The organism is Nostoc sp. MG11 (assembly GCF_014904695.1).
In the GTDB taxonomy this organism is placed as follows: domain Bacteria; phylum Cyanobacteriota; class Cyanobacteriia; order Cyanobacteriales; family Nostocaceae; genus Komarekiella.
Map to the genome: position 1 here is coordinate 345,320 of NZ_JACXXN010000003.1, position 22,910 is coordinate 368,229.

Genomic DNA, 22,910 nt, shown 5'->3' on the forward strand with positions numbered 1-22,910 from the left:
ATTTTTATAGTAAGCTCAAGAAATGAATATTTAAGCAGACTTATGAAAAACGTCTCTATTTCTCCGAAATTTAGCTTATCTCAGGCAAATATAGGGAAATTGCCTGCAAAAGTTGTCAAACCTATCGATATGAGTTCAAAAGCAGCAATTAATATCGCTCATCTGGGGGTACACTACCGCACACAAGAAGCTTTAAGGGACGTTAACTGTGTTGTTAAACCAGGAAGACTGACGGGGATTTTTGGCCCCAATGGTGCTGGCAAAAGTACATTGATGAAAGCAATATTGGGCTTGGTTCCCGCTAGCAGTGGGACGGCACTGTATCAGGGTAAACCCTTGATGCAGCAATTAGAGAAAGTAGCTTATGTACCACAGCGCAGCCAAATTGACTGGACTTACCCCGCCACCGTCTGGGATGTAGTGATGATGGGACGGGTGAAGAAAACAGGGTGGTTGCGTAGCTTTTCGACAGTTAGCCGCCAGGTAGCAAAAGACGCCCTTGAAAGGGTTGGGATGAGTGAATACCGCGATCGCCCCATTGGACAACTTTCTGGAGGACAACAGCAACGGGTATTTTTAGCCCGTGCATTAACACAGCAAGCAGAAATTTTCTGTTTTGATGAGCCTTTAGTAGGTATCGATCAGAAAACCCAATCAGTGGTTTTTGAAGTCTTTCATGAACTCGCCGCCGCTGACAAAATCGTGCTAGTAGTCAATCATGATTTAGGCGAATCAATTACCCACTTTGATGATTTAATATTACTAAATCGTGAACTAATCGCCACAGGTTCACGCCAACAAGTACTTACAGAATCAAATCTGTATCAAGCTTATGGTGGTAAAGTAATGTACTTTTCTGATGCTGCGTAAACTGTAAATTCGTCATTAGCTATTCACAAATGACAAATGATAAATGACAAATTATGTTCCAAGCATTAATTGAGCCGTTGCAGTATGGCTTTATGCAGCGATCGCTAGTGATTGCTATTTTAGTTGGCTTACTGTGTGCTGTTGTGGGCAGTTACTTAATGGTGCAGCGGCTAGCTTTACTTGGTGATGCTATCAGTCACTCAGTTTTGCCAGGATTAGCGATCGCCTTTATGGTGGGAGCGAATATATTTATTGGAGCATTTATTGCCGGGGTTTTGAGTACAATGGCGATCGCTTGGATTAGGACGCGATCGCCTATTAAAGAAGATGCAGCAATGGGCATAGTTTTTTCAGCATTTTTTGCCCTAGGCATCACCTTAATTACTGTAGTTCAAAAAGATAATAAAATTGACCTCAATCACTTCCTTTTCGGTAACATTCTCGGCGTTACCGTTGACGAAGTGCGGGACACTGCAATCATCGCTGCGATCGTTTTAATAGTCGTTATTTTATTATATAAAGAACTTTTATTTTACACCTTTGATCCTTTAGGCGCTCAAGCCGCAGGTTTGCCAGTCAATCGGCTAAACTTTGGCTTGATGGTGCTGATTGCTTTAACAATTGTCGCCAGTATGAAAGCCGTCGGTGTCATCCTAGTGCTATCACTTTTGATTACACCAGGCGCAACCGCTTATTTATTAGTTAAACGTCTCCACCAAGTAATGATTTTAGGTGCGGGAATTGGCGTGTTTTCTAGTATCAGCGGTATGTATCTCAGCTACTTCTATAATTTGCCCTCTGGCCCTGCGATCGTTTTAGTAGTATCAGGACTATTTTTATTGGCATTATTATTTAGTCCTAGACACGGTATTTTGATCCCAAGTTTAAAAGGGCGAATAGATAGCTCAAATATCTATTGATTGTACAGACCATAAGATGACTTGATTTCCCATTTTTCACCAGTCCTTTCCAAATAAAGTAAACTCCCATACTGGGGTGAACCTGCTGGACAATGGGCAGTTATCTGAATTAATGCCTGTGAAAAATCCTCAGAAAAGCCTGGTCGAGTCAATCCATAAATAATAGACCACCGATAATCAGGATCATTTAAAACTTTGACAAACTCTTCTTGAGAAATCAGAGTAACTTGCTGATTTTTTATATAGGGAGTTAATAAGTAAGGTTGATTGTTGCTCAAGATCCAATTCTCGTAAGTCTCTTTTTTGAGATTAGGGAAACCATTAATTCTCATTCCAGAGACTATGATTTCTGGAATCTGAAGATTTTCCCAAGAAATCTGATTTAGAGAAGTTTCAGTTATAACGTTATTAGATATTTCATATAGAAACTCTCCTTCCATATCGAAATATTTAATTACAGCAGAAAAAATCTGTGGTTCATATTGCGATCGCATATTATCCTAAATGATAATTTTCAAATAATAGCTAATAATACCTAATTACTAAAATTGATATATTAAGATATTTTTATACAGAAAAATAATTCTAGGATCGGGTAAGCTGACAAGAGCAGTTTAATCCTCAAAACAATGATAGCAAGTAGCCCTAAAATTTTAGCCCTAGACTTTGATGGAGTAATTTGCGACGGACTAATTGAATATTTTGAAGTGGCGTGGCGTACCTACTGTCAAATTTGGTTGCCTGCTAATGATACACCACCAGATGATTTAGCTTTGAGATTCTATCGTCTACGACCTGTGATTGAAACTGGTTGGGAAATGCCTGTTTTAATTAAAGCGTTAGTGGATGGTATTCCTGATGAAAAAATCCTTCAGGAATGGGTAACTATCACCCCACAGATTTTGTTAGATGACAAGCTACAAGCAAAAGACATTGGTGCAAAACTAGATAATCTACGGGATGAATGGATTATCACAGATTTAGACGGTTGGCTGAGTCTGCATAGATTTTATCCGGGTGTGATAGAAAAACTTAAGTTGACTATTGCCAGTACAAAGCTATACATAGTTACTACCAAAGAAGGGCGTTTTGTACAGCAGTTGTTGCAACAAGAAGGGGTAAACTTACCACCTACTGCAATCTTTGGTAAAGAAGTCAAGCGTCCTAAATACGAAATTTTACAAGAATTAATCCAAGCAGCAGACGAAAAGGCTGTTAATGTATGGTTTGTAGAAGACAGACTTAAGACATTGCAGTTAGTTCAACAACAAACAGACCTGGAGAATGTGAAACTCTTCCTTGCAGATTGGGGCTATAATACCCAAGCAGAAAGGGAAGCAGCCCAAAATGAGCCGCGAATTCAGCTATTATCGCTGTCTCAGTTCGCTAAAGATTTTTCTGCTTGGTGTTGAAAAAGAGCGTTAAATTATCAACAGCTTTAGCAGAGCAAATAAAATCTGAAAACCTATGCTTGATCTTACGAAACTAGCGCGGCAAATGCAGGGTTTAAGTCAGCATCTTACTTTAGAAGCTGCTGCCAGTCGCCAGCGTTTAGAATTGGCGCAACAACATCTAAAAAATGCTTACGAATGTCAAGAAGATTTAATTGATCGCCAGGAGAAATGGCGCGATCGCATTCTCTTTGCTAATGCTACACCCATTGAACCGCTAGAAACTTGCATTGATATCCCAGTTCCTCCCAAGGTACATACTGTCATCGCTACCGATGGTTCGCAAATTTCCCCCAATCACCACGAAATTGCTTACTGCTATCTCCTAAATATCGGCAGAATAGTGTTGCATTACGGACAAAACCGCCATCCGTTACTCGATAGTTTACCAGAGGTATTTTACCGCTCGGAAGATTTATATATGTCTCGGCAATGGGGTATTAGAACCGAGGAATGGATGAGTTTTCGCCGCACCGCCTCGGAAATAACGGTGTTGGCAGAACTTGCGTGTGAGGCCAAGGGAGAAGCGCCAGCGCTGGCGATGGTAGACGGTTCTTTAATTTACTGGTTTTTGGAACAGTTACCCCCTGATGCACGCGATCGCATCTTACCCCCAATCCTCGAAGCCTGGCAGCAGATGCGTGATGCTCAAATTCCTCTGATGGGTTATCTTAGCGCCTCTCGCAACATCGAAGGTATGAATTTTTTGCGTTTGTCGGCTTGTATCCATTCAGTCCCAGACTGTAAAAGTTATTGCCCAAATCAGTTAGAAAAAGTACCCTGTAAAGTTTTTGAACAGTTGCGAGATACATCCCTTTGGGCAACTCGGCTCAAACCAGGACAACGCGGTACTCTGTGGCGTAGTAACACTCCCATTCTCGAACTTTACGGTGATCAAACGATCTATTTTTGCTATGTCCACGTTGGCGCAGAAATTGCCCGGATAGAAGTTCCTGCATGGGTAGCGGAAAATACAACCATGCTTGACCAAGCACTGGGACTGATGCTGGCACAAGTGCAAAAAGGATATGGCTACCCTGTAGCGATCGCTGAAGCGCATAATCAAGCCGTAGTCAAAGGTGGAGATAAAGCGCGTTTCTTTGCTCTCCTCGAACAACAAATGATTAAAGCTGGTTTGAAAAATGTCGGAACTTCCTACAAAGAAGCCAGAAAGCGGGGGAGTATTGCTTAAATTAGGCTAATTCATTACTCAGAAGTTTACCAAATTAATACATACTGTGACGATAATGGTTCTCCTTTATAAGGTAAGAGCCTTTGTAAGAATTCAGCAGAATTAAAGAATATTTTAAAGGTATTAGGTTACACAAACCACGTCCGCCTAGCAGACTCTTAATTTAACCCACTTAGGTGGGTTTTGTTTGTGTAGCCAAGCCAGTGCGGTCTTCTCCCAACGGGAGAGGCTAGCGCCAAGGGTTTCCCCAAGTAGAGCAACTGGGGCGCGACTTATAGTCGCCAGGGCTAGATGAATTGAGACTTTACAAACATTCTCTAAAACAGCTAGCCAATATATTTCAAGATTTAATATTTTTTGAAAAGAGTATTCATTTGTCTTATCGGTATATCAATATATCGGTTTATTGGTGAATTTTCTCAAATAGTAATTATGTGTACTTGCCTGCTAATTTATATGTGTACTTGCCTGTTAATTTAAACGACCAATAATTTCTATTCCAGCATTCATTTGTCTTATTGGCATATCAATATATCAGTTTACTGGTGAATTTTCTCAAATAGTAATATGTGTACTTGCCTGTTAATTTAAACGATCAATAATTTCCATTCCGGCAAATATAACTCAGGAGTTCAAGAAAAAAGTAGCAGTATATGAAGTATGCTTTTTATGCACTGCACAAGGTTTTCTGGAAGAATGCCGCTACTATTTGATTCTTTCAAAGTACCTTTATTTTGATGATATGTTGAGATGAACTTCATCATACTGTGTCTGCTTTACAAAATCTTTATTTAGTTGCGTATCTTTGTATTCTTAATTGCTTACAAAATTAATAATTTATGTATCTTTGGATAGATGAACAAAAGAATAATATTATTTTTTCTTATGAAAAAACAAAAAAATATCTCCAAAGTTCGACAATAATAACGAGACTTTATAATATCAAGAAAGCTGAAAGCTAGACAGATATCGGCTTGTCAGCGTAGTCAATATACTGAAATTAATATTTTCAAAATATATTTTAAAAATCATGAGGAATAAATGATGCTTTTTATATGGAGTAAAAACCCGAATTTTTTCAATAACCCGTAAGATTACGGGAAGGGTGTTGCATTATTATCCAAATAACTGTATTGTTAAAAGTGGCTTTTCTGAAAAGCGCTAACAAAATATAATTCCAGCACAATGGAAAAAGTTTGTTCTTGCTAAATTAACGAATACCAAGCTTTTGTGTATTTTCAGTTATTGCTTATATCAGCATGAATTTTGGGCATAGATACAATCAGTAGCCTACGCCTAAGCAATATTCAATTACTGATATTTGGTAACTCTTGATACTCCCTAGTGTTCTCTGGTGACTTGGTTAGATAAATAAGTTTGCCCTTGTGGTACAAACCTTTAATTCAACAAGGAAAGTATTTCTATGGTGACGTTCAATATCATCAACACCAATGACAGGGGTGCAGGTTACATGAGGAATGGAATTACTCAAGCTAATAACACATAATGTGCAATTTTCCTTGATCAAAATCCTAACCTATGCTTCTAAGGAGATTCTGATTGTTATAGAAGCTAAGGAGGGATAAATATTAACTATGGAAGGCTTCTCGCAGTTTATTTTGCTGCTGACTTTTTACCAAAAGTCTTGAGATCTACTTTCAAATGAGATTTTCCATCTAGTGGCGTGGCACAGCTAAAATAGTGCATTAGCTTTCCTCTTGTGGGATGGGCGTCTCGCCCGTTCGGTGCGGGCTAGAAGCCCACACTACAAGAAAATTTATTGCAACATTTTAGCTTTGCCACGCCACTACAAATTAAGATTGGATGATTTATTTTTGGTAGCCTCTAATACCAAATAATGAGAATTAGGAACGAGTCAATAGAGCTTTACAAAAATGGTTTTAAGTGCAATTAATACCATTGACGAAGTTTGGTAAAAAGTAAGGCCATTGACGAGTCCACACAACTCTTACTTACCATGATAAATAGACGATTTTTGAATGGGAAAAAAATTTTGGTAATCGAATCTGAAGTAGAAACCAAAAATTTTTTCCTAAAATGTTTGAAAGCACAAGGTTTATGTACGATAGATGCTGAAAACGGTCTTGTTGGTTTTCAACAGGCACAGCGAGAGCTACCTGATTTAATCATAAGTGAAATTTCACTTCCCAAACTTGATGGTTACAGTGTCTTAACCATGCTGCGCCAAAACCATTCCACGGCAATGATCCCCTTGATTTTTGTAACTACTAAAGAAGCTCGATATGAGATTCGTAAAGGTATGGAATTGGGAGCGGATGACTATCTTACTAAACCCTGTACTGTAGAGGAATTGTTGAATGCGATCGCAGCCTGTTTGGAAAAAAGAACCATTCTCAAACAGTATTACGCCGCCTGTGAGATTCCTCAGTTTCAACCATTTACAAAACCATTGCTAGTTGACATTCTAGAACCAACAAATCTTAAGTCTACATTTCCGTCAAACTCATTGTTGGATGAAGTCTTTAGCTTTATTGAGGAAAATTATCACCACCAAATTACCCTCAGCGACGTAGCTCTTAAAGTTGGTTACTCTTCAACTTACCTCACCAATCTAGTGCGACGTCAAACAGGACAAACTGTCCAAAACTGGATTATTGAGTACCGGATGACAGTGGCTCGTACTTTGCTACTGACAACCGACGAAACAGTAGAAACAATCTCTTTGAAGATTGGCTATCAAAATGTGGCTCATTTCTTCCGCCAGTTTCGCCAACATCACAAAACAACTCCCCACGCTTGGAGAAGAAAGCATCGCAATCAGCCTGATCAGAGACAAAAAGAAGGAATTGCTACTTTTAGCAAAGGATAAGTGATGGAAAATAACTTTCAAATACTGTATAAATCAAGTAGTGTTAAATACTTCTGAATTTTCTTACGGTTCTTATGAAAGTTAGGAATCATTCTACTTTGGCAAAAATATCAAATAATGAGTGATCCATTGAGGTAAGCACAACCCATAGAAAGTACCTGATTAACAGGTTCGGCTTTCTACGGTGTACCAAAAATTTTAATCTATAGTACCAAAAAGTTTGAGAGCAAATTCTACTACTCCTAAACCCATGGAGCAGATTTGCTCAAGTTTGTAGTAGCTGTTGATCATCCTTAAAAGATGAAATCTGATCCAACACAGCACTGATAATCAAACTAATTTAGTCTGATCTAGCAATCATAATTTGAGGTTCAATATTTATTTGGTGTTACTGATTTAGAGTATGAAAAAACCTTTGTAGAAAAGCAATATATCGTGTCTCTATATCTGGATTTTGACTGTAACTCAGTAACACCCAATATTTTTACTTTACAACTTGCAGAATTGATGTAGTTAAAACCTTGTAGGAATATCAATCTATATTTCAAGGCTGCAAATTATGATTATTCCGGCTATAGATATGTAATTTAGCGGTTTGCTTGGTATAGTATCTGACCAAGTACAGCCTACTAAGTCAAAATTTGTAAGTAGTATATCAAATTCAAACAACAGATCGAGATCGGTATCTAGTTTCGAGATAGTTGTGATGCTTTGTCATAAGACTAAGTAGGCAACTCCGTCTTGTAGGGATAAATGTAATGCCATAGAGGTGCATTAGATGAGTACTTATTCCAACTGTTTGATCAACGAGTACCATTTCTCAACATTAGTTGAATTACTGAGTTACAGGGCGCAAAATCAGCCGGAACAGAAAGCTTATACTTTTTTGCACTATAGAGATACAGAAGCAGAATCACTGACTTATCAAGAGCTACATATCAAGGCGCAGGTGATCGCAGCCACCCTCCAGTCTCTAGATGTCTCTGGTGAACGGGCCTTACTGCTTTATCAACCTGGTCTAGATTACATTGCTGCCTTCTTTGGATGCTTATATGCCGGTGTTGTTGCTGTTCCTGCTTATCCACCCAGACGAAATCAAAAACTGTCTAGATTGCAGACTATAGCCGCAGATGCCCAAGCAAAGGTACTACTGACTTCTACAACATTGTTAAATAACCTCCAATCTGCCTCCAATCAAGGAAGTCTAGAACTTGCTGGATTGCATTGGTTGGCAACAGATGAGTTGAACACTGACTTAAGTAACGCATGGCAACAACCAGAATTAACTAGCGATCGCTTAGCCTTCCTCCAGTACACCTCTGGTTCTACGGGTAATCCCAAAGGGGTCATGGTGAGTCATGGCAACCTGATGCACAACTCAGATGTGATCCACAGATGTTTCGGGCATACACCCGATAGCCAAGGCGTGATTTGGTTGCCGCCATACCACGACATGGGATTGATTGGCGGCATACTACAACCTCTCTATGGTGGTTTTCCTGTAGTACTGATATCGCCTGCGGACTTTTTACAAAAGCCTATCCGCTGGTTGGAAGCCATAACGCGCCATCGAGGTACTACTAGCGGCGGGCCAAATTTTGCTTACGACTTATGTATACGCAAAGTTACACCCGAACAACTGGCAAATCTAGACCTCAGCAGTTGGGAAGTTGCTTTTACTGGGGCTGAAACTGTCCGGGCCGAGACATTGGAACAGTTTGCCTCTACTTTTGCGCCTTGTGGCTTTCGTAAAGAAGCATTCTACCCCTGCTATGGGATGGCAGAAACAACTCTTCTGGTAACTGGGGGTGAGAAAACAGCTTTACCAATCGCTTGCAATATCGAAAAAGCAGCACTAGAGCAAAACCGAATTGTCAAGTTTAACGATGCTAAAACAGATACCCAGACAATTATTGGTTGTGGACAAAGTTATCCAGAGCAAAAGGTAATTATTGTCAACCCTGAATCTTTAACCCTCTGTACTCCTGAGCAAGTCGGGGAAATCTGGGTAGCTGGGCCAAGTATTGCTCAAGGTTACTGGAATCGAGATGAGGAGACACAGACAGCTTTCTGTGCATATCTAGCAGATACAGATGTTAGCGATCGCGCAGCATCAGGGCCATTTCTTCGCACTGGCGATCTGGGATTTTTACAAGATGGCGAGTTGTTTATTACAGGACGCATCAAAGATGTAATTATAATTCGTGGGCAAAATCATTATCCTCAAGATATTGAACTGACTGTTGAGAATAGCCATCCAGCCCTCAGACGCGGTTGTGGAGCTGCATTTTCTATCGATTCCAAGGGTTCAGAGCGACTAGTTGTTGTTCAGGAAGTAGAACGTAGTTACTTGCGGAAGTTAAACGTCCCAGAAGTGATCACAAGTATTAGAGAAGCAGTAGTAGCACATCACGGGTTGGAGGTTTGTGCTACAGCACTCGTCAAGAGTGGAAGTATTCCCAAAACTTCTAGTGGCAAAATTCGCCGTCTAGCTTGTCGAACTGTGTTTCTCTCTGGAAGTTTAGATGTTGTAGAGGATTGGAGCGAGAATCCTCAAAATAAATCTAAGTTCATGAATCTGCAAGCTGAAGTCGATTCTATTTTAGAACAACTCACAGCTGGTAAACAGCTATGACCGCAGTACAAACAACATATTGCTGGCTATCTTCAGTTGGGGACAATCGTGGCACAACAACCATCATGCTTTTCTTCACTCAGCCATTGCTGGATTCGAGTGGTGGCAAATTGACCCAGGTACTTGGTTTATCGGCTTTCTAGAGTTTTTTGGACTAGTTTGGAATGTCCATATTCCAACAGCAGAGATGATTCAGACCAAATTACGTAGCTGAACCTGCGGCAATTCTATTCCAGAAAGCATACAGACTCATTAATACTTGCGAAGGACTAAACGATGGAAACACAAAATCTACAAGAGAATACTATATCTACGGTTTTAGAAAGTAGTAAAGTAAATACATCCAAACAAATGCCAATACCTTCAGAAATTCAGGCTTGGATAGTTTCTTATGTAGCTAATTTATTAGAAGTAGATTCAGACGAAATCGACGTTACGATCCCTTTTGATCGTTATGGTTTGGATTCCTCAGCAGCAGTTGGTTTAACCGGCGACCTAGAGGACTGGCTAGGACAAGAAATTGATCCAACTCTTATGTATGATTACCCAACTGTTCAGGCTTTGGTTCAGCATTTAAGCTCGCAATTAAGAATTAATTAATCTCAATTTTTTTGAACTTTAGCACCAATAAAAGTCAAAAATTACAGTATTTTCACTGACTCTTTCAGGATAAAATCATGATCCTTGGAAACAAAACTCTAGATCCCCAAATTTCAGCTTCAACGCTGTCAGAAGCACAGGGAACAAAGCATTCTATAATCATCGAAAAAACTTTTCAGAACAACACTAACTCAGACTACACCGAGAAACTCAGAGACTTGGGTAATGAGTTTAACTACGCCAATAACAGTAATTATTACTGGAGTCCTCCCGAACTCTCACTTCTTTATGGCACGCCTCTCTACGATGCCATTACTCCCTCACAGAAACTAGCGCTTAATCATCTTTATTGGGTCGGTAACTATAACCATACTGCGGTTAGCGAAGCCACTACGAGTATTTACAACATGGTAACATCTGGCGTTTTTCGCGCCTTTGGTGGTTACGAAACCCTGTGTAACGAACTCGATTTTGAAACTGATCAAGAAAGTTACCACATTCGTACCTTTCAAAAGATCGGCTACAAAACGAAAATGGCCATAGTTGGTAAAACCATATTGGGAAATTCTCTTTATGGCAAATCAGATAAAGAGAATAATAACTGGCTTAAATCCTTAATTCCTCAACCTGTGCAGGATTTCTTCACTTCATCAGGTAATGGGGATTCAACATTTTCAGAATACCGAGATAATGCCTTAAATGCGATCGCTAAGACGATGCTTAGTGATAAAAAACAGTATTACTCTCGGTATTTGCAAGAGCTAGAGCAAAGAGGCGAGCCTATTCCTGCACCAGCTGATGGTCTAGGAGGACGAATCGCACCACGTAATTGGTTACGGTTTTTCACCATTCACTGGGGAATGTCGCCGTTTATGGCGTGTCAGTATTATTCCTTGCGCTATACGGCTAATGCGATTCTCAAGAACCAAGAATATCCTTATGTCAGATATTTCCGAGAGTTAGAGCAAAAAGGCGAGTATATCCCCACCCCAACAGCTGTCTCTTACTACCACTTATTAGACGAGGCTTTCCACACCACAATTTCCCAGACCATTGCCAAAGATATGTATAAGGATTTCCCGAAGCCAACTGCTTACGAGAAATTTGTATCTGGTTTGGCGATTTATATGGCGCAACGCAACCTTTTGAGCGGTCTTTCTGGAGTGTTACCTGGTCGCTGCGTCTACGATGACCCCATGCTAATGGTCTTTTACTACAAACTTTTAAAATCTCCTCTATTTGGCATGGAAACCAAAGAAGCCCTCGATTGGATGGAAAAGTGCTTCTGTCAAGAACACGAAGGCTATCATGTAGGACTCAAGTATCATCAAAGTCTCCTGGAATTGATGCAAAGACTATTTAGCCGCCTAGACTATCAATGGAAAATTAACCGCGAAATGGGCATTATGGCTGCTGGAGGCTCAATCAGCAAAGCACTTCAAAAGAATACTAAGACTTTTAAAGAGTTCTCTCAATCGGTCATAGAGCAGGAGAGCTAGAGTCCGACCAATACTTTTCCTTATAAGCACTTCTGATCTTGGGAAAAGGTTAAAGGGTAAGGAGTATTCAGCCTTTCGCCTTTTCCCTTTCCCCCTTAACCGAAAGGTATTGGCCCCATGAGGATTTATGCAATTTCAATACTATTGGGCAAACAATTTAGATGGAACCCATAGCGATAATTGGCATTGGTTGCCGTTTTCCCAAAGCGAAAAATCCCGAATCCTTCTGGAAGCTATTGTGTAATGGTAAGGATGCGATCGCGCAAGTACCAAAAGAACGCTGGGATATTGATGCCTTCTACGATCCTAATCCCAACACTCCAGGAAAAATGAGTACCCGTTGGGGTGGTTTTCTAGAGCAGGTGGATTTGTTTGATGCTGACTTTTTTGGAATTTCTCCTGATGAAGTCGAGCATACAGATCCTCAACAAAGACTATTTTTAGAGGTAGCTTGGGAAGCTTTAGAAAATGCTGGAATAGTACCAACTAGTCTAGCTAGCAGCCAGACAGGAGTATTTATCGGTCTATGTACCATCGATTATCATAGGCTTCTTTATAAAAATTTCTCTTGCATCGGATTACATAGTGGCACGGGAACAACTCCCTGCATTACAGCTAATCGCTTATCCTATTTGCTAGATTTGCGTGGCCCCAGTATGGCAATAGATACTGCTTGTTCCTCGTCTCTGGTGACAGTCCACTTAGCCTGCCAGAGTTTGCGAAACAGAGAATCGAACTTATGCCTAGCTGGAGGAGTAAACTTAATTTTATCGCCGGATTCGACTATCTCTTCGTCTCAGACGCGCCTGCTGTCATCTGCTGGTCAGTGTAAGTCTTTTGATGCTAACGCTGATGGTTATGTCAGGGGAGAAGGCTGCGGCGTAGTCGTGCTCAAGCGCCTCAGTGATGCTGTAAGAGACAAAGACAACATTCTCGCACTCATCAGAGGTTCAGCAGTTAACCAAGATGGGTTGAGCAATAGTCTTACTGCACCTAATGGACTCGCTCAACAGGCAGTAATTCGCCAAGCCTTAGAGAATGGGAAAGTGCGACCGGCAGAGATTAGCTACATTGATGCTCACGCAGTTGGCACATCCATCGGAGACGCGATCGAGTTTAAAGCCTTAAAAGCTGCACTCATGGAGGGTCGTGAGCCAGATAGACCCTGTTGGATTGGCTCAGTCAAGACAAATATTGGTCATTTGGAAGCTGCTGCTGGGATTTCTGCTTTGATCAAAGTAGTTCTGTCGTTGCAACATGAGGAAATCCCTCCTCACCTGCATTTGACGCAGCTTAATCCCTATATTTCTCTGGAAAATACTACATTTTCAATTCCAACGGAGCTTCAGAAATGGTATCGTGGGAAACAGAGCCGTTTGGCTGGTGTAAGTGCATTTGGTTTTGGAGGCACCAATGCTCACGTCATCTTAGAAGAAGCACCAGTATCAGCGCCAGTGCCCATAGATGTTCAACATCGCGGCCATTTAATCACACTCTCAGCAAAAAGTGATTTGGCTCTGGCAGAACTGGCACAAAGTTATCAAGACTTTTTAGAATCTAATCCTGATGTATCGCTAGCAGATGTCTGTTTTAGTGCCAATACAGGACGGACACATTTTGACCATCGTCTTTGTATCGTGACTGAATCAGTTGGGCAATTACGCCAGCAGTTAAGCGCTTGTATCGCTCAAAAGGAGACTACTGGACTGTTGCAGGGCAAGGTAAAGGGCAGAAAGCGGCCAAAAATTGCCTTCTTCTTCCCTGGCGAGGGAACAGAATCTCGCTCCACAGGATGGCTGCTTTATAATACTCAGCCTACCTTTCGTAGAACTATTGATCACTGCGCTCAAATTCTCCAGCCTTACTTAGAAAAGCCTCTGCTTGAGATTCTGTATCCAGCCACTAAAGAGAGTTCTCTATTAGATCAAGTTGCCCTCTTTGCTATAGAGTATGCCTTAGCCGAATTATGGCAATCTTGGGGCATCAAACCCAAAGTAGTTACGGGTTATGGCGTGGGAGAATATGTTGCTGCTTGCATAGCTGGCGTGTTTAACCTCGAAGATGCTCTAAAGCTAGTTACACAACGAAGTCGTTTAATGCAATCTTCTCTCCAGCCGGAAAAGATGGTAGAGGCTTTTGCAGAAATCGCCAAAGAAGTTAACTACTTTCAACCAGAAATTCCCCTAATTTCCAGTCTTCCTGGGGAACTGACGACAAAGGAAATAGCTACTGCTGAATATTGGTGTTGTTATTTGCAGCAGCCGGGGAAATTGACTGCTGGTATAGAGACTTTAGCAGGTGATCATGTATTTTTAGCGATCGCTTCAAAATTAACTTCCATACCAAAGGAAGCGGGAGTTTGCTTATCTAGCTTGCATCAAGGACAAGAGGATTGGCTGGAAATACTCCATAGTTTAGGAGAATTATTTATTCGTGGAGCAGTAATAGACTGGTCTAGCTTTCACAGAGATTATCCTCATTCTCGCCTCCAACTGCCAACTTATCCTTTTCAGAGACAGCGTTACTGGTTTAAAACGACTGAAAATGGACACAAAGAAATAACCACATTAGAACACAATAGTCAAGCTAAATTTGCTAACTTTTTCCACTTAGGAGAAACCCAACAGATAGCTCAGCTTTTAAGGGAGACAGGTAATTTTTCAGAAGCCCAAATGAAATTAATGCCAGAACTATTAGAAGTGTTAGCTCAACATTTGTTGAAGTAAGGGAGTAAATATTAATGGGAGAACAAACTTTGGAAAATCAACAAATCAGTACTAAATCGATGTCAGCAGAAGATATGCAAGATTGGCTGACTTGTCAAATTGCCGAACAGGTAGGAACTGATCCTGATGAAATCGATATCCGAGCACCTTTCGATAGCTACGGTTTAGATTCTGTACAAACAATGAACATTGCAAATCTAGGAAAACAATATTTTGGATTACAGCTATCTCCGCTGATAATTTGGAATTATCCTAATGTTGAATCCCTATCTCAATACTTAGCTGAAGAATTAAAAGCTTCGGAATTAGAAATGTTTGAAATTTGAAAAACTCAGCAATTTTAAAATAAATTTCCCACGCCGTAAAAACTACTTTTTAATTTTGAGTTGATTATGAACGTATCAGAACTTTTGACAAATCTTACTCAACAGGGCGTTCAGTTGTGGGCTGATAATGACAAGCTCAGGGTTAATTCTCCCAAGGGAATTTTGACACCACAACTTCAGGCAGATATAACCGCACGCAAAACAGAAATCCTCTCTTTTTTGCGTGAAAATAACGATGAGTGCGACACTTTTATCCCCGATGGGCCGGGACTCAGCCTCCAGACAATTGGCCGTTTACTTGGTGGGTTTTGCCAGACATCGCCTATACAATTCAAGTCGCCGATTATCGACCCCAACGTGATGGCGAAACAGATTAAAGTCACTTTTAGACCATTGCCAAAAGGCTTTAAAAATGAAATTATTTCCAAGTTTAGAGAAGAATTAGAACTGAAACTGCAAAACTATGGGGCGCAAATTGTCTCTTGGGAAGACGCAACAAGAGAGTTTAATTATGAAATCGATATTCCTCTGACTAAGTGGAAGAAAACTATTAAAATGAGGTTTGTTAAAGCGGATATTAATGGAGTAATTGACGTTGAAAGACCTGTTTATTTAAAAGACAAAATTAAAAGCCTTGTAGCAGAGAGATTTTATCAATTTTATTGTCGTTTTATCTTAAAAAACCGCAAAATGTCGGTTTCAACAATTGCTAAGTTAATCGGGTGGGCTGAAGACCATGCAATGCAACGTCTTGAAGACCCTACATCTACTTTGGTAATTTTAATCGCGGAACTAGATCAGAATTTTGTTGACTCACAAGTTCCATATCAACAAAAAATAGCCATTGGTGTAAATACTCTGGTGAAGACGTTTTCGGAGATTGTTATTGGCGTATCTGATAGCAATATTTCCATATTAAATATGAATCTTTCTGATTCGCTCTTTTCTAGAGAAAAATTTGATAATTTTGTTTTTAAATCATTAATTCCCAAAATTTATGTACCGATCGCGCCTTTACCAATGAGCCGATTTGAGGTAGGTAAATATGATCCTAAAGAATCTATTTATGCTGCTAAGTTGGTAAAATTGAGTGAAAAATTAGCAGCAACAGGTTTATTTCCTTCTGGCTTTAAGCTAGGTGAAATTATTAAAAGGAAATCTCATCAAGATATTGTAGACTCGATTGTTAACGGCAGAACAGGTGTTTCTTACGGTTTTGTTGCTTATGCAGAAGCACCACAATATATAGGCGATCGCGAAATATCCGAGAACGAGTGGGAACATTTATTAGCTGTAGAAGGATTCAGTAATAATGAAGTTCGTCAAAATAATATAGGTAGGCGATATGTGAAAACAAAAGTAGGAAATCAATACTTTTATAAGCAAATTCCTGATATCTGGCTAGTAAGTTCTCGTTCCGGCTCAAATAAAACAGATTTAAGCCTTGAGCGCGATATTCTCAGAATTGGTTTAAAAAACAAATTATGTCTGCAAATACCGGAAGGAATCGATCCAACAGTAGTAGATATTAAACCTTCTTACGATCTCTATGTTTTGGTTGGGATTGCTCTTGCAGCAGCCTTATACACACCCGAACTAATTAAAGACGGCTCACCAATGATTCATTTTCATGGATATCCTTCAAGGGATTGGTTACAGCAAAACGAGTATTGCACTGGAGTCGATAATCCTTCTGTACCTTGTGGAACTTACGAATCAGGAGTTTTCAACTTTCTTGGCATTCATACCTTAGCAAGCAAAAATGACAACATTACTTTAGCTAGTTTGATCGAACCAGATCACGGAACAAACATTATCACTAGTGATTTGGAGTATCTATTAGCCAGATTAGAAACCGGAATTAAACAGGGACAAATCGAATTAGGCGGCAAGCATTTTGCTTCTTTTACCGAACTAGTTAATAACTGATAACTGAAATATGACAACTATAGCAGGTAAAACAGTAGTTTTAACAGGAGCCTCACGAGGTATTGGTGTATTTATTGCTCGCGTGTTGGCAGAAAAACAAGCAACTATAGTTGGTGTTTCTCGTTCGCAGGAAGGGCTAGATAAAGTATGTGCAGAAGTTAATGCTTTGGGCGGGAAAGGGATAGGTATTCGCTTTGATATTAGCAACGTGGAAGAACTCCCAATGTTGCTAAAAAAAATTGAGCAGCTTGCAGGTTCAGTTGACATTTTAGTTAACAATGCTGGCATAGAAATATATCGAGCCTTCCCTGATTACTCCCTTGCAGATCTTCAGTCAGTTTTGTCAGTCAATTTACTTGCTGCTATGGAGTTAACTCGCTTGGTATTACCGAAAATGTTACATCAAAGTAGCGGTCACATTGTTAATATGGCCTCTCTAGCTAGCAAAAAGGGACATCCTTACGACAGTGTTTATTCTGCAAGTAAAGCTGGTTTGTTAATGTGGTCTGATGCGATTAGACAAGAGTTGGCTGGTACTGGCGTAGGAATTTCTTCAATTTGTTCAGGATATGTTTCTCAACAGGGAATGCTCGCTGATACTGGCGTACCTGTACCAAATGTTGGAGGTGTGTCTACACCAGCAGATGTAGCCAGAGCAGTAGTCAGAGCAATAGAGCAAAATCAAGCAGAAGTAATTGTTAATGGCAATCCCATCACAGAAAATCTGACAAAGCTGTTATTTGCAGTTGAACAATTTTTTCCCCGATTTGGAGATGTAGTTAATCAGTGGATTGGCGTACCGAAGCTAAATCAAATGCGGATAGAAAATCAGATCCGCGCCGAAAAATCTCGAAAGAAATCGAGTTTAGTTAAATAAGTATTTAGAAAAATCAAAAAGAATCACTAGATAAAAATAAACAATAAAAACACTATATGGAGGAGATTGAATTAAATGAAAAAAGTATATTTTATGATTTACGATATGGGCGCAGGACATCGCAGCACTGCCAATGCTTTACTAGAAGTTATTAAAAAACGAAAATTGCCTTGGGATGTTCAAGTAGTCGAGGTTTTCAAAGAAATCTTTGGAACAACTCAGCCCCAGTACATATATAACAATTTTGTACTGAAAAAAAAGTGGGCAAAAATTATCAACGATCCCTTCTCAGTTCCTTTGTTCAAGCTGCAAATTCGCTTGCGTCATTCTGCTTGGCGAAACCTTTTGAGAAAATATTGGCGTGAGCAACAGCCTGATTTAGTAGTTTCATTGCTCCCACTGGTAAACCAAGTGCTTTACGAAAGCTTACAGGCGGAACTACCAGGTATTCCCTTTGTTACTTCAATCACGGATTTTGCTGATTGTCCTCCTAACTTTTGGATAGAAGCTCAAGAGCAATTTCTGATTTGTCCTTCTGAGAAGACAGTTAAGCAGGCGCAATCTTGCGATTATCCAAATGAAAGAATTTATCGGACTTCAGGCATAGTAATTCATCCTCGATTTTATGAGCCTGTGAGTAGCGGCCGCCAAATTGAAAGACAACGTTTAGGACTAAAGCCAGATTTACCCACTGGCTTAGTTATATTTGGCAGTCATGGCTCAAAGGAAATGCTCGAAATTGCTCAACGTTTGGAGCAGTCATCATTGAATCTCCAACTCATATTTATCTGCGGACGCAATGAAGAACTAGCCAGAGATTTGCGAAATACCCAAAGTCGTTTGCCAAGATTTGTTGAAGGTTTTACAAGTCAAATTCCTTACTATATGCATTTGTCTGATTTTTTCATTGGCAAACCAGGTAGTGTCGGAGTCAGCGAAGCTATAGCAATGAAACTGCCAGTAATTACAGAATGCAATAATACTATGACACTGTTTCAAGAACGGGCTAGCGCTGATTGGCTTGCAGATAACGGGTTCGGTATTGTAGTTAATAACTTTCGTGATATTAACAAATCTGTCACAGAACTCATCCAGCCAGACAACTTTGCTCGCTATCAGGCAAATGTTAGAGATTACAACAATCAAGCTGTATTTGAAGTAGTCGATAATTTGGAAAGAATCCTCGAAAATTCCTACTTAAAATCTGCTCAAAAACCTCTACAAGTTTGAAGATAATTCGAGTGTATCTCAAATTTTATCGGACAAATTGTCAGAGGCGATCGCGTTCTCATTTTCATATTAAATAAAGGAGGAAGATGAAAAATATAGTAGGTAAAACAGTTGTTTTGACTGGTGCATCAGGTGGTATTGGAGCATTTATTGCTCGTGTTTTGGCAAAAGAACAGGCTACCGTCGTTAGCGTTTCTCGTTCTCAAAAAGGTCTAGATCAAATATGTGCTGAAGTCAATGCTGCGGGTGGTAAAGGTATAAGTATTCCATTTGATCTCAGCAAAGTGGAAGAATTCTCCGCCTTAACTCAGGAGATTCATCAACTTGCAGGCCCAATCGATATTTTGATTAATAATGCTGCAATAGAAAAATATCGACCTTTTCAGAACTACACCTTAGAGGATGTTCAATCTATATTGACAACCAATCTTTTAGCACCGATGGAGTTAACTCGTTTGCTACTGCCGACCATGCTAGAGCGCAATAGTGGTCATATTGTCAATATTGCCTCTTCGGCTGGCAAAAAAGGAGCGCCTTATAACAGCATCTATTCAGCTAGTAAAGCTGGTTTGATCATGTGGTCGGATGCAATACAGCAAGAATTAGCTAATAGTAATGTCGGGGTTTCAGTGGTTTGTCCTGGATGTACCAATGCCGGAATGTATCTTGCTCTTGATATAACAGCGCCCAGTGTAGCCAATATCGCTGAACCAACAGAAGTTGCAGACGCAGTACTTCAATCTATTAAGCAAAACCAAAAGGAAGTAGTACTAGATGGAACTGCTTCCAAAATCTTATTTGCAATTTCCCAACTTTCGCCGCAATTTGGCGATATGGTTTTTCAGCGGCTTGGCGTAGTGGAGTTGAATCAAAGCTGTGCAGAAAAACAAATGCAAACGGAGAATCTTGTATACAACTAAATTGCGCCTAAGCTTTTTACTTTAGCTAATACGCAACTTCTTTGAAAATGCAGCAAAAATGGTTAAAGAGCATTACGATGTCATCATTATTGGTACGGGTGCAGGTGGTGGAACTTTAGCAAATGTCCTGGCACCAAGTGGAAAGAAAATTTTAGTTTTAGAGCGAGGAACTTTTCTTCCTAAAGAAAAAGCCAATTGGGATTCTCAAGAAGTTATTCAAAAAGACCGCTATCGAACTTCTGAAGTGTGGTACGACAAAAAAGGCGAAGCAATACATCCACTTACACATTATTTTGTTGGTGGTAACACCAAATTTTACGGTAGCGCCCTATATAGATTCCGTGAACGGGACTTTGAAAAAGTCATTCATAAAGATGGTATTTCACCAGAATGGCCATTGAAGTACCAGGACTTTGCCCCTTACTACACTCAAGCTGAAAGACTTTACGAAGTACATGGTCAGCGCGGTTTAGACCCGACTGAACCCCCAAGCAATGAAGACTATCCTTTTCCACCAATCAGCCACGAACCATATATTCAACAAATTAACTACGCTCTTAAAGATAAAGGCTTTCATCCTTCTTACCAACCTCTTGGCATCAAGCTCAATGAAGTCAATCGGTTTTTAAGTGCTTGTGTTCGTTGTGATACTTGCGATGGTTTCCCATGTTTAATCAATGCCAAAGCTGATGCTGACGTTAACGGTGTACGTCCAGCAATGGTTTATCCCAATCTGACTTTGATGACCGAAGCCAAAGTATTGCGCTTACATACGAGTGCATCGGGTCGGGAGGTTACTAAAGTAGAAGCAGAAATTGCAGGCAACTGCCAGACGTTTTCGGGGAGTATAGTTGTTGTCGCTTGTGGTGCAATCAACTCAGCAGTATTGTTGCTCAAATCTGCCAATGATCAACATCCGAATGGATTAGCAAATAGTTCTAATCTGGTGGGATGCAATTACATGGCCCATAAAATCGGCGCGATCGTGGCTTTGACTATTAAACCTAATCCCATAGTTTATCCTAAAACGCTTGCCATTAATGATTTTTATTGGGGAGAAAAAGATTTTGCTTACCCAATGGGACACGTGCAATCACTTGGCAATATCTCTAAAGAGAGAGCTGCCATTAATGGCCCACCTCTACCCAGCGCAATATATGAGGCAGTAGCGAATCGTGCAGTCGGTTGGTTCCTCATGACTGAAGATTTGCCAGATTCAAACAATCGCGTACGTGTCAAAGATCAGAAAATTTTTCTCGACTATACAAATAACAATGAAGAAGCATTTAATCGTTTAATCAAACGCTGGAAGCAAGTTTTAAAGTCTATTGAGTCACACAACAAAATTGGCTCATTTTCACATTATGTTGCTACAAGGATGTCCTTGAAAGATGTTGGGCATCAGTGTGGTACTTGTCTTTTTGGTGAAGACCCCAAAACTTCTGTACTTGATATAAATTGCCGCACCCATGATATTGATAATCTTTATGTTGTTGATGGTAGCTTTTTCCCGTCTAGTGCTGCTTTGAACCCAACGCTAACAATTATGGCGAACGCTTTGCGGATCGGAGAGCATCTACTTGAAAGACTCAGATAATTAATTCATAGAGCCAATTGGAATAGGCTATTTATGGGCATCTAATAGGGTAACTACCTTTTTAAAATCGTTAAAATCCAAAACTTTAAACAGTAATATTGCCGAATTTCAAACTAAAAAATCTTGATGTCCAAACAATAATCGGAGTGAAATCAATGATATTTGATTGGCTAATCATAGGGGCGGGATACTCAGCGTGTGTAATGGCTGAACGCATAGCAACTCAGCTTGGGCAAAGAGTCCTAATTGTAGAACAACGAGATCACATTGGCGGCAATGCTTACGATTACTACAATGAGCATGGCATCCTAGTTCATAAATACGGGCCGCACATCTTTCATACTAAGTCAAAAAAAGTCTGGGATTATCTCTCCCAATTTACGGAATGGAGACACTACTATCATCATGTGCTTGGAGTAGTAGAAGGCAAGAAAGTTCCTATTCCTTTTAATTTAAATTCCCTCTATGCTCTTTTCCCGCCGAAATATGCAGAGAAGCTGGAAAATTTACTTTTAGAAAACTTTGGTTTTGGTGTTAAAGTACCCATTTTGAAACTGCGTGAGAGTACTAGCGGGGAATTAACTTTTCTAGCTGAATACATTTATGAAAATGTCTTTCTCCGCTACACCATGAAGCAATGGGGGGTGAAACCAGAAGAACTTGATCGCGGAGTCACAGGACGTGTTCCAGTTTACATCAGTCGGGATAATCGTTACTTTCAAGACCCCTACCAGGCTATGCCCAAGCTTGGTTATACCGAAATGTTCCGTCGGATGTTGGCTCATCCCAATATTAAAGTATTGTTAAACACAGACTACCGCGAGATTATCAATGACGTTAAGTTTAATCGGATACTTTGTACTGGGTCAATTGATACTTTCTTTGATTATATGTATGGAGAATTGCCGTATCGTAGCTTGCGCTTCCAGTTTGAAACTTTAGATCAGGAATCGTATCAAGAGGTTGGTACAGTTAATTACCCCAACGATTACGATATTACCCGGATCACTGAGCAAAAGTATTTATCAGGGCAAACTTCATCTAAAACTACTTTGGTGATGGAATATCCTCAAGCTTATGTACCAGGAAAAAACGATCCATACTATCCTATTCTCAATGAAGATAACCGTGATCGCCTGAGCTTATACCTCAAAGAAGTAGAAAAACTCAACGGAACTGTACTGTTTGCAGGGCGACTTGGAGATTATAAATACTACGACATGGATCACGCAGTGGCTAGAGCGCTGGGTTTATTTGAAAAAGAGATAGCTAATTCAATCTCATGAA

At 40.0% G+C, this 22,910-nt stretch carries 19 protein-coding genes; 18 read left to right on the plus strand and 1 reads right to left on the minus strand.

Annotated elements, in window-relative coordinates:
- Window positions 1–42 precede the first annotated feature (42 nt).
- Both HCR01_RS06875 and HCR01_RS06880 read left to right on the plus strand, forming a co-directional pair.
- Complete coding sequence (locus tag HCR01_RS06875) at window positions 43–870, plus strand: metal ABC transporter ATP-binding protein (RefSeq protein ID WP_193195487.1); 828 nt, start codon at window positions 43–45, stop codon at window positions 868–870.
- Between the two features lie 53 nt (window positions 871–923).
- The gene (locus HCR01_RS06880) at window positions 924–1,790 is read left to right on the plus strand and encodes a metal ABC transporter permease (RefSeq protein ID WP_193195488.1); all 867 of its coding nucleotides are present in this window, start codon (window positions 924–926) and stop codon (window positions 1,788–1,790) included.
- Here the strand turns inward: HCR01_RS06880 and HCR01_RS06885 are convergent.
- Window positions 1,784–2,284, minus strand: a complete 501-nt coding sequence (locus tag HCR01_RS06885; protein ID WP_193195489.1) for a hypothetical protein — start codon at window positions 2,282–2,284, stop codon at window positions 1,784–1,786. The two genes, HCR01_RS06880 and HCR01_RS06885, sit on opposite strands and share 7 nt — an antisense overlap.
- Window positions 2,285–2,419: 135 nt before the next feature.
- Between HCR01_RS06885 and HCR01_RS06890 the strand changes: the two genes are divergently transcribed.
- The 16 genes from HCR01_RS06890 (at window position 2,420) to glf (ending at window position 22,909) form a co-directional block, all read left to right on the plus strand.
- Window positions 2,420–3,202 carry an HAD family hydrolase gene (locus HCR01_RS06890; protein WP_193195490.1) on the plus strand — a complete coding sequence of 261 codons (783 nt, stop codon included), beginning with the start codon at window positions 2,420–2,422 and terminating at the stop codon, window positions 3,200–3,202.
- Window positions 3,203–3,257: 55 nt separating this feature from the next.
- Window positions 3,258–4,433 (plus strand): DNA double-strand break repair nuclease NurA, encoded by a 1,176-nt coding sequence (locus HCR01_RS06895; RefSeq protein ID WP_193195491.1) that lies wholly within the window; start codon window positions 3,258–3,260, stop codon window positions 4,431–4,433.
- Window positions 4,434–5,034: 601 nt separating this feature from the next.
- Complete coding sequence (locus tag HCR01_RS40715; protein WP_413773926.1) at window positions 5,035–5,187, plus strand: hypothetical protein; 153 nt, start codon at window positions 5,035–5,037, stop codon at window positions 5,185–5,187.
- Between the two features lie 1,260 nt (window positions 5,188–6,447).
- The gene (locus HCR01_RS06905; protein ID WP_320073086.1) at window positions 6,448–7,284 is read left to right on the plus strand and encodes a helix-turn-helix domain-containing protein; all 837 of its coding nucleotides are present in this window, start codon (window positions 6,448–6,450) and stop codon (window positions 7,282–7,284) included.
- 778 nt (window positions 7,285–8,062) lie between these two features.
- Window positions 8,063–9,919 (plus strand): fatty acyl-AMP ligase, encoded by a 1,857-nt coding sequence (locus HCR01_RS06910; protein ID WP_193195493.1) that lies wholly within the window; start codon window positions 8,063–8,065, stop codon window positions 9,917–9,919.
- Window positions 9,920–9,938: 19 nt separating this feature from the next.
- A complete protein-coding gene (locus tag HCR01_RS06915; protein WP_193195494.1) occupies window positions 9,939–10,133 on the plus strand; it encodes a hypothetical protein in 195 nt (64 codons plus the stop codon).
- 62 nt (window positions 10,134–10,195) lie between these two features.
- Window positions 10,196–10,519, plus strand: a complete 324-nt coding sequence (locus HCR01_RS06920) for an acyl carrier protein (protein ID WP_193195495.1) — start codon at window positions 10,196–10,198, stop codon at window positions 10,517–10,519.
- A 77-nt stretch (window positions 10,520–10,596) separates the two neighbouring features.
- Window positions 10,597–12,018 carry a hypothetical protein gene (locus HCR01_RS06925; protein ID WP_193195496.1) on the plus strand — a complete coding sequence of 474 codons (1,422 nt, stop codon included), beginning with the start codon at window positions 10,597–10,599 and terminating at the stop codon, window positions 12,016–12,018.
- Between the two features lie 161 nt (window positions 12,019–12,179).
- A complete protein-coding gene (locus HCR01_RS06930; protein WP_193195497.1) occupies window positions 12,180–14,744 on the plus strand; it encodes a type I polyketide synthase in 2,565 nt (854 codons plus the stop codon).
- A gap of 14 nt (window positions 14,745–14,758) precedes the next feature.
- On the plus strand, window positions 14,759–15,070 hold the full coding sequence (locus tag HCR01_RS06935; protein ID WP_193195498.1) for an acyl carrier protein: 312 nt from the start codon (window positions 14,759–14,761) through the stop codon (window positions 15,068–15,070).
- Window positions 15,071–15,136: 66 nt separating this feature from the next.
- Window positions 15,137–16,999, plus strand: a complete 1,863-nt coding sequence (locus tag HCR01_RS06940) for a hypothetical protein (protein ID WP_193195499.1) — start codon at window positions 15,137–15,139, stop codon at window positions 16,997–16,999.
- Window positions 17,000–17,009: 10 nt separating this feature from the next.
- Window positions 17,010–17,876 (plus strand): SDR family NAD(P)-dependent oxidoreductase, encoded by an 867-nt coding sequence (locus HCR01_RS06945; protein WP_193195500.1) that lies wholly within the window; start codon window positions 17,010–17,012, stop codon window positions 17,874–17,876.
- A 75-nt stretch (window positions 17,877–17,951) separates the two neighbouring features.
- A complete protein-coding gene (locus HCR01_RS06950; protein ID WP_226889170.1) occupies window positions 17,952–19,106 on the plus strand; it encodes an MGDG synthase family glycosyltransferase in 1,155 nt (384 codons plus the stop codon).
- An 86-nt stretch (window positions 19,107–19,192) separates the two neighbouring features.
- Complete coding sequence (locus HCR01_RS06955; RefSeq protein WP_193195501.1) at window positions 19,193–20,026, plus strand: SDR family NAD(P)-dependent oxidoreductase; 834 nt, start codon at window positions 19,193–19,195, stop codon at window positions 20,024–20,026.
- Between the two features lie 58 nt (window positions 20,027–20,084).
- On the plus strand, window positions 20,085–21,623 hold the full coding sequence (locus HCR01_RS06960) for a GMC oxidoreductase (protein ID WP_193195502.1): 1,539 nt from the start codon (window positions 20,085–20,087) through the stop codon (window positions 21,621–21,623).
- A 155-nt stretch (window positions 21,624–21,778) separates the two neighbouring features.
- Window positions 21,779–22,909, plus strand: a complete 1,131-nt coding sequence (gene glf / locus HCR01_RS06965; protein ID WP_193195503.1) for a UDP-galactopyranose mutase — start codon at window positions 21,779–21,781, stop codon at window positions 22,907–22,909.
- Window position 22,910: the final 1 nt, after the last annotated feature.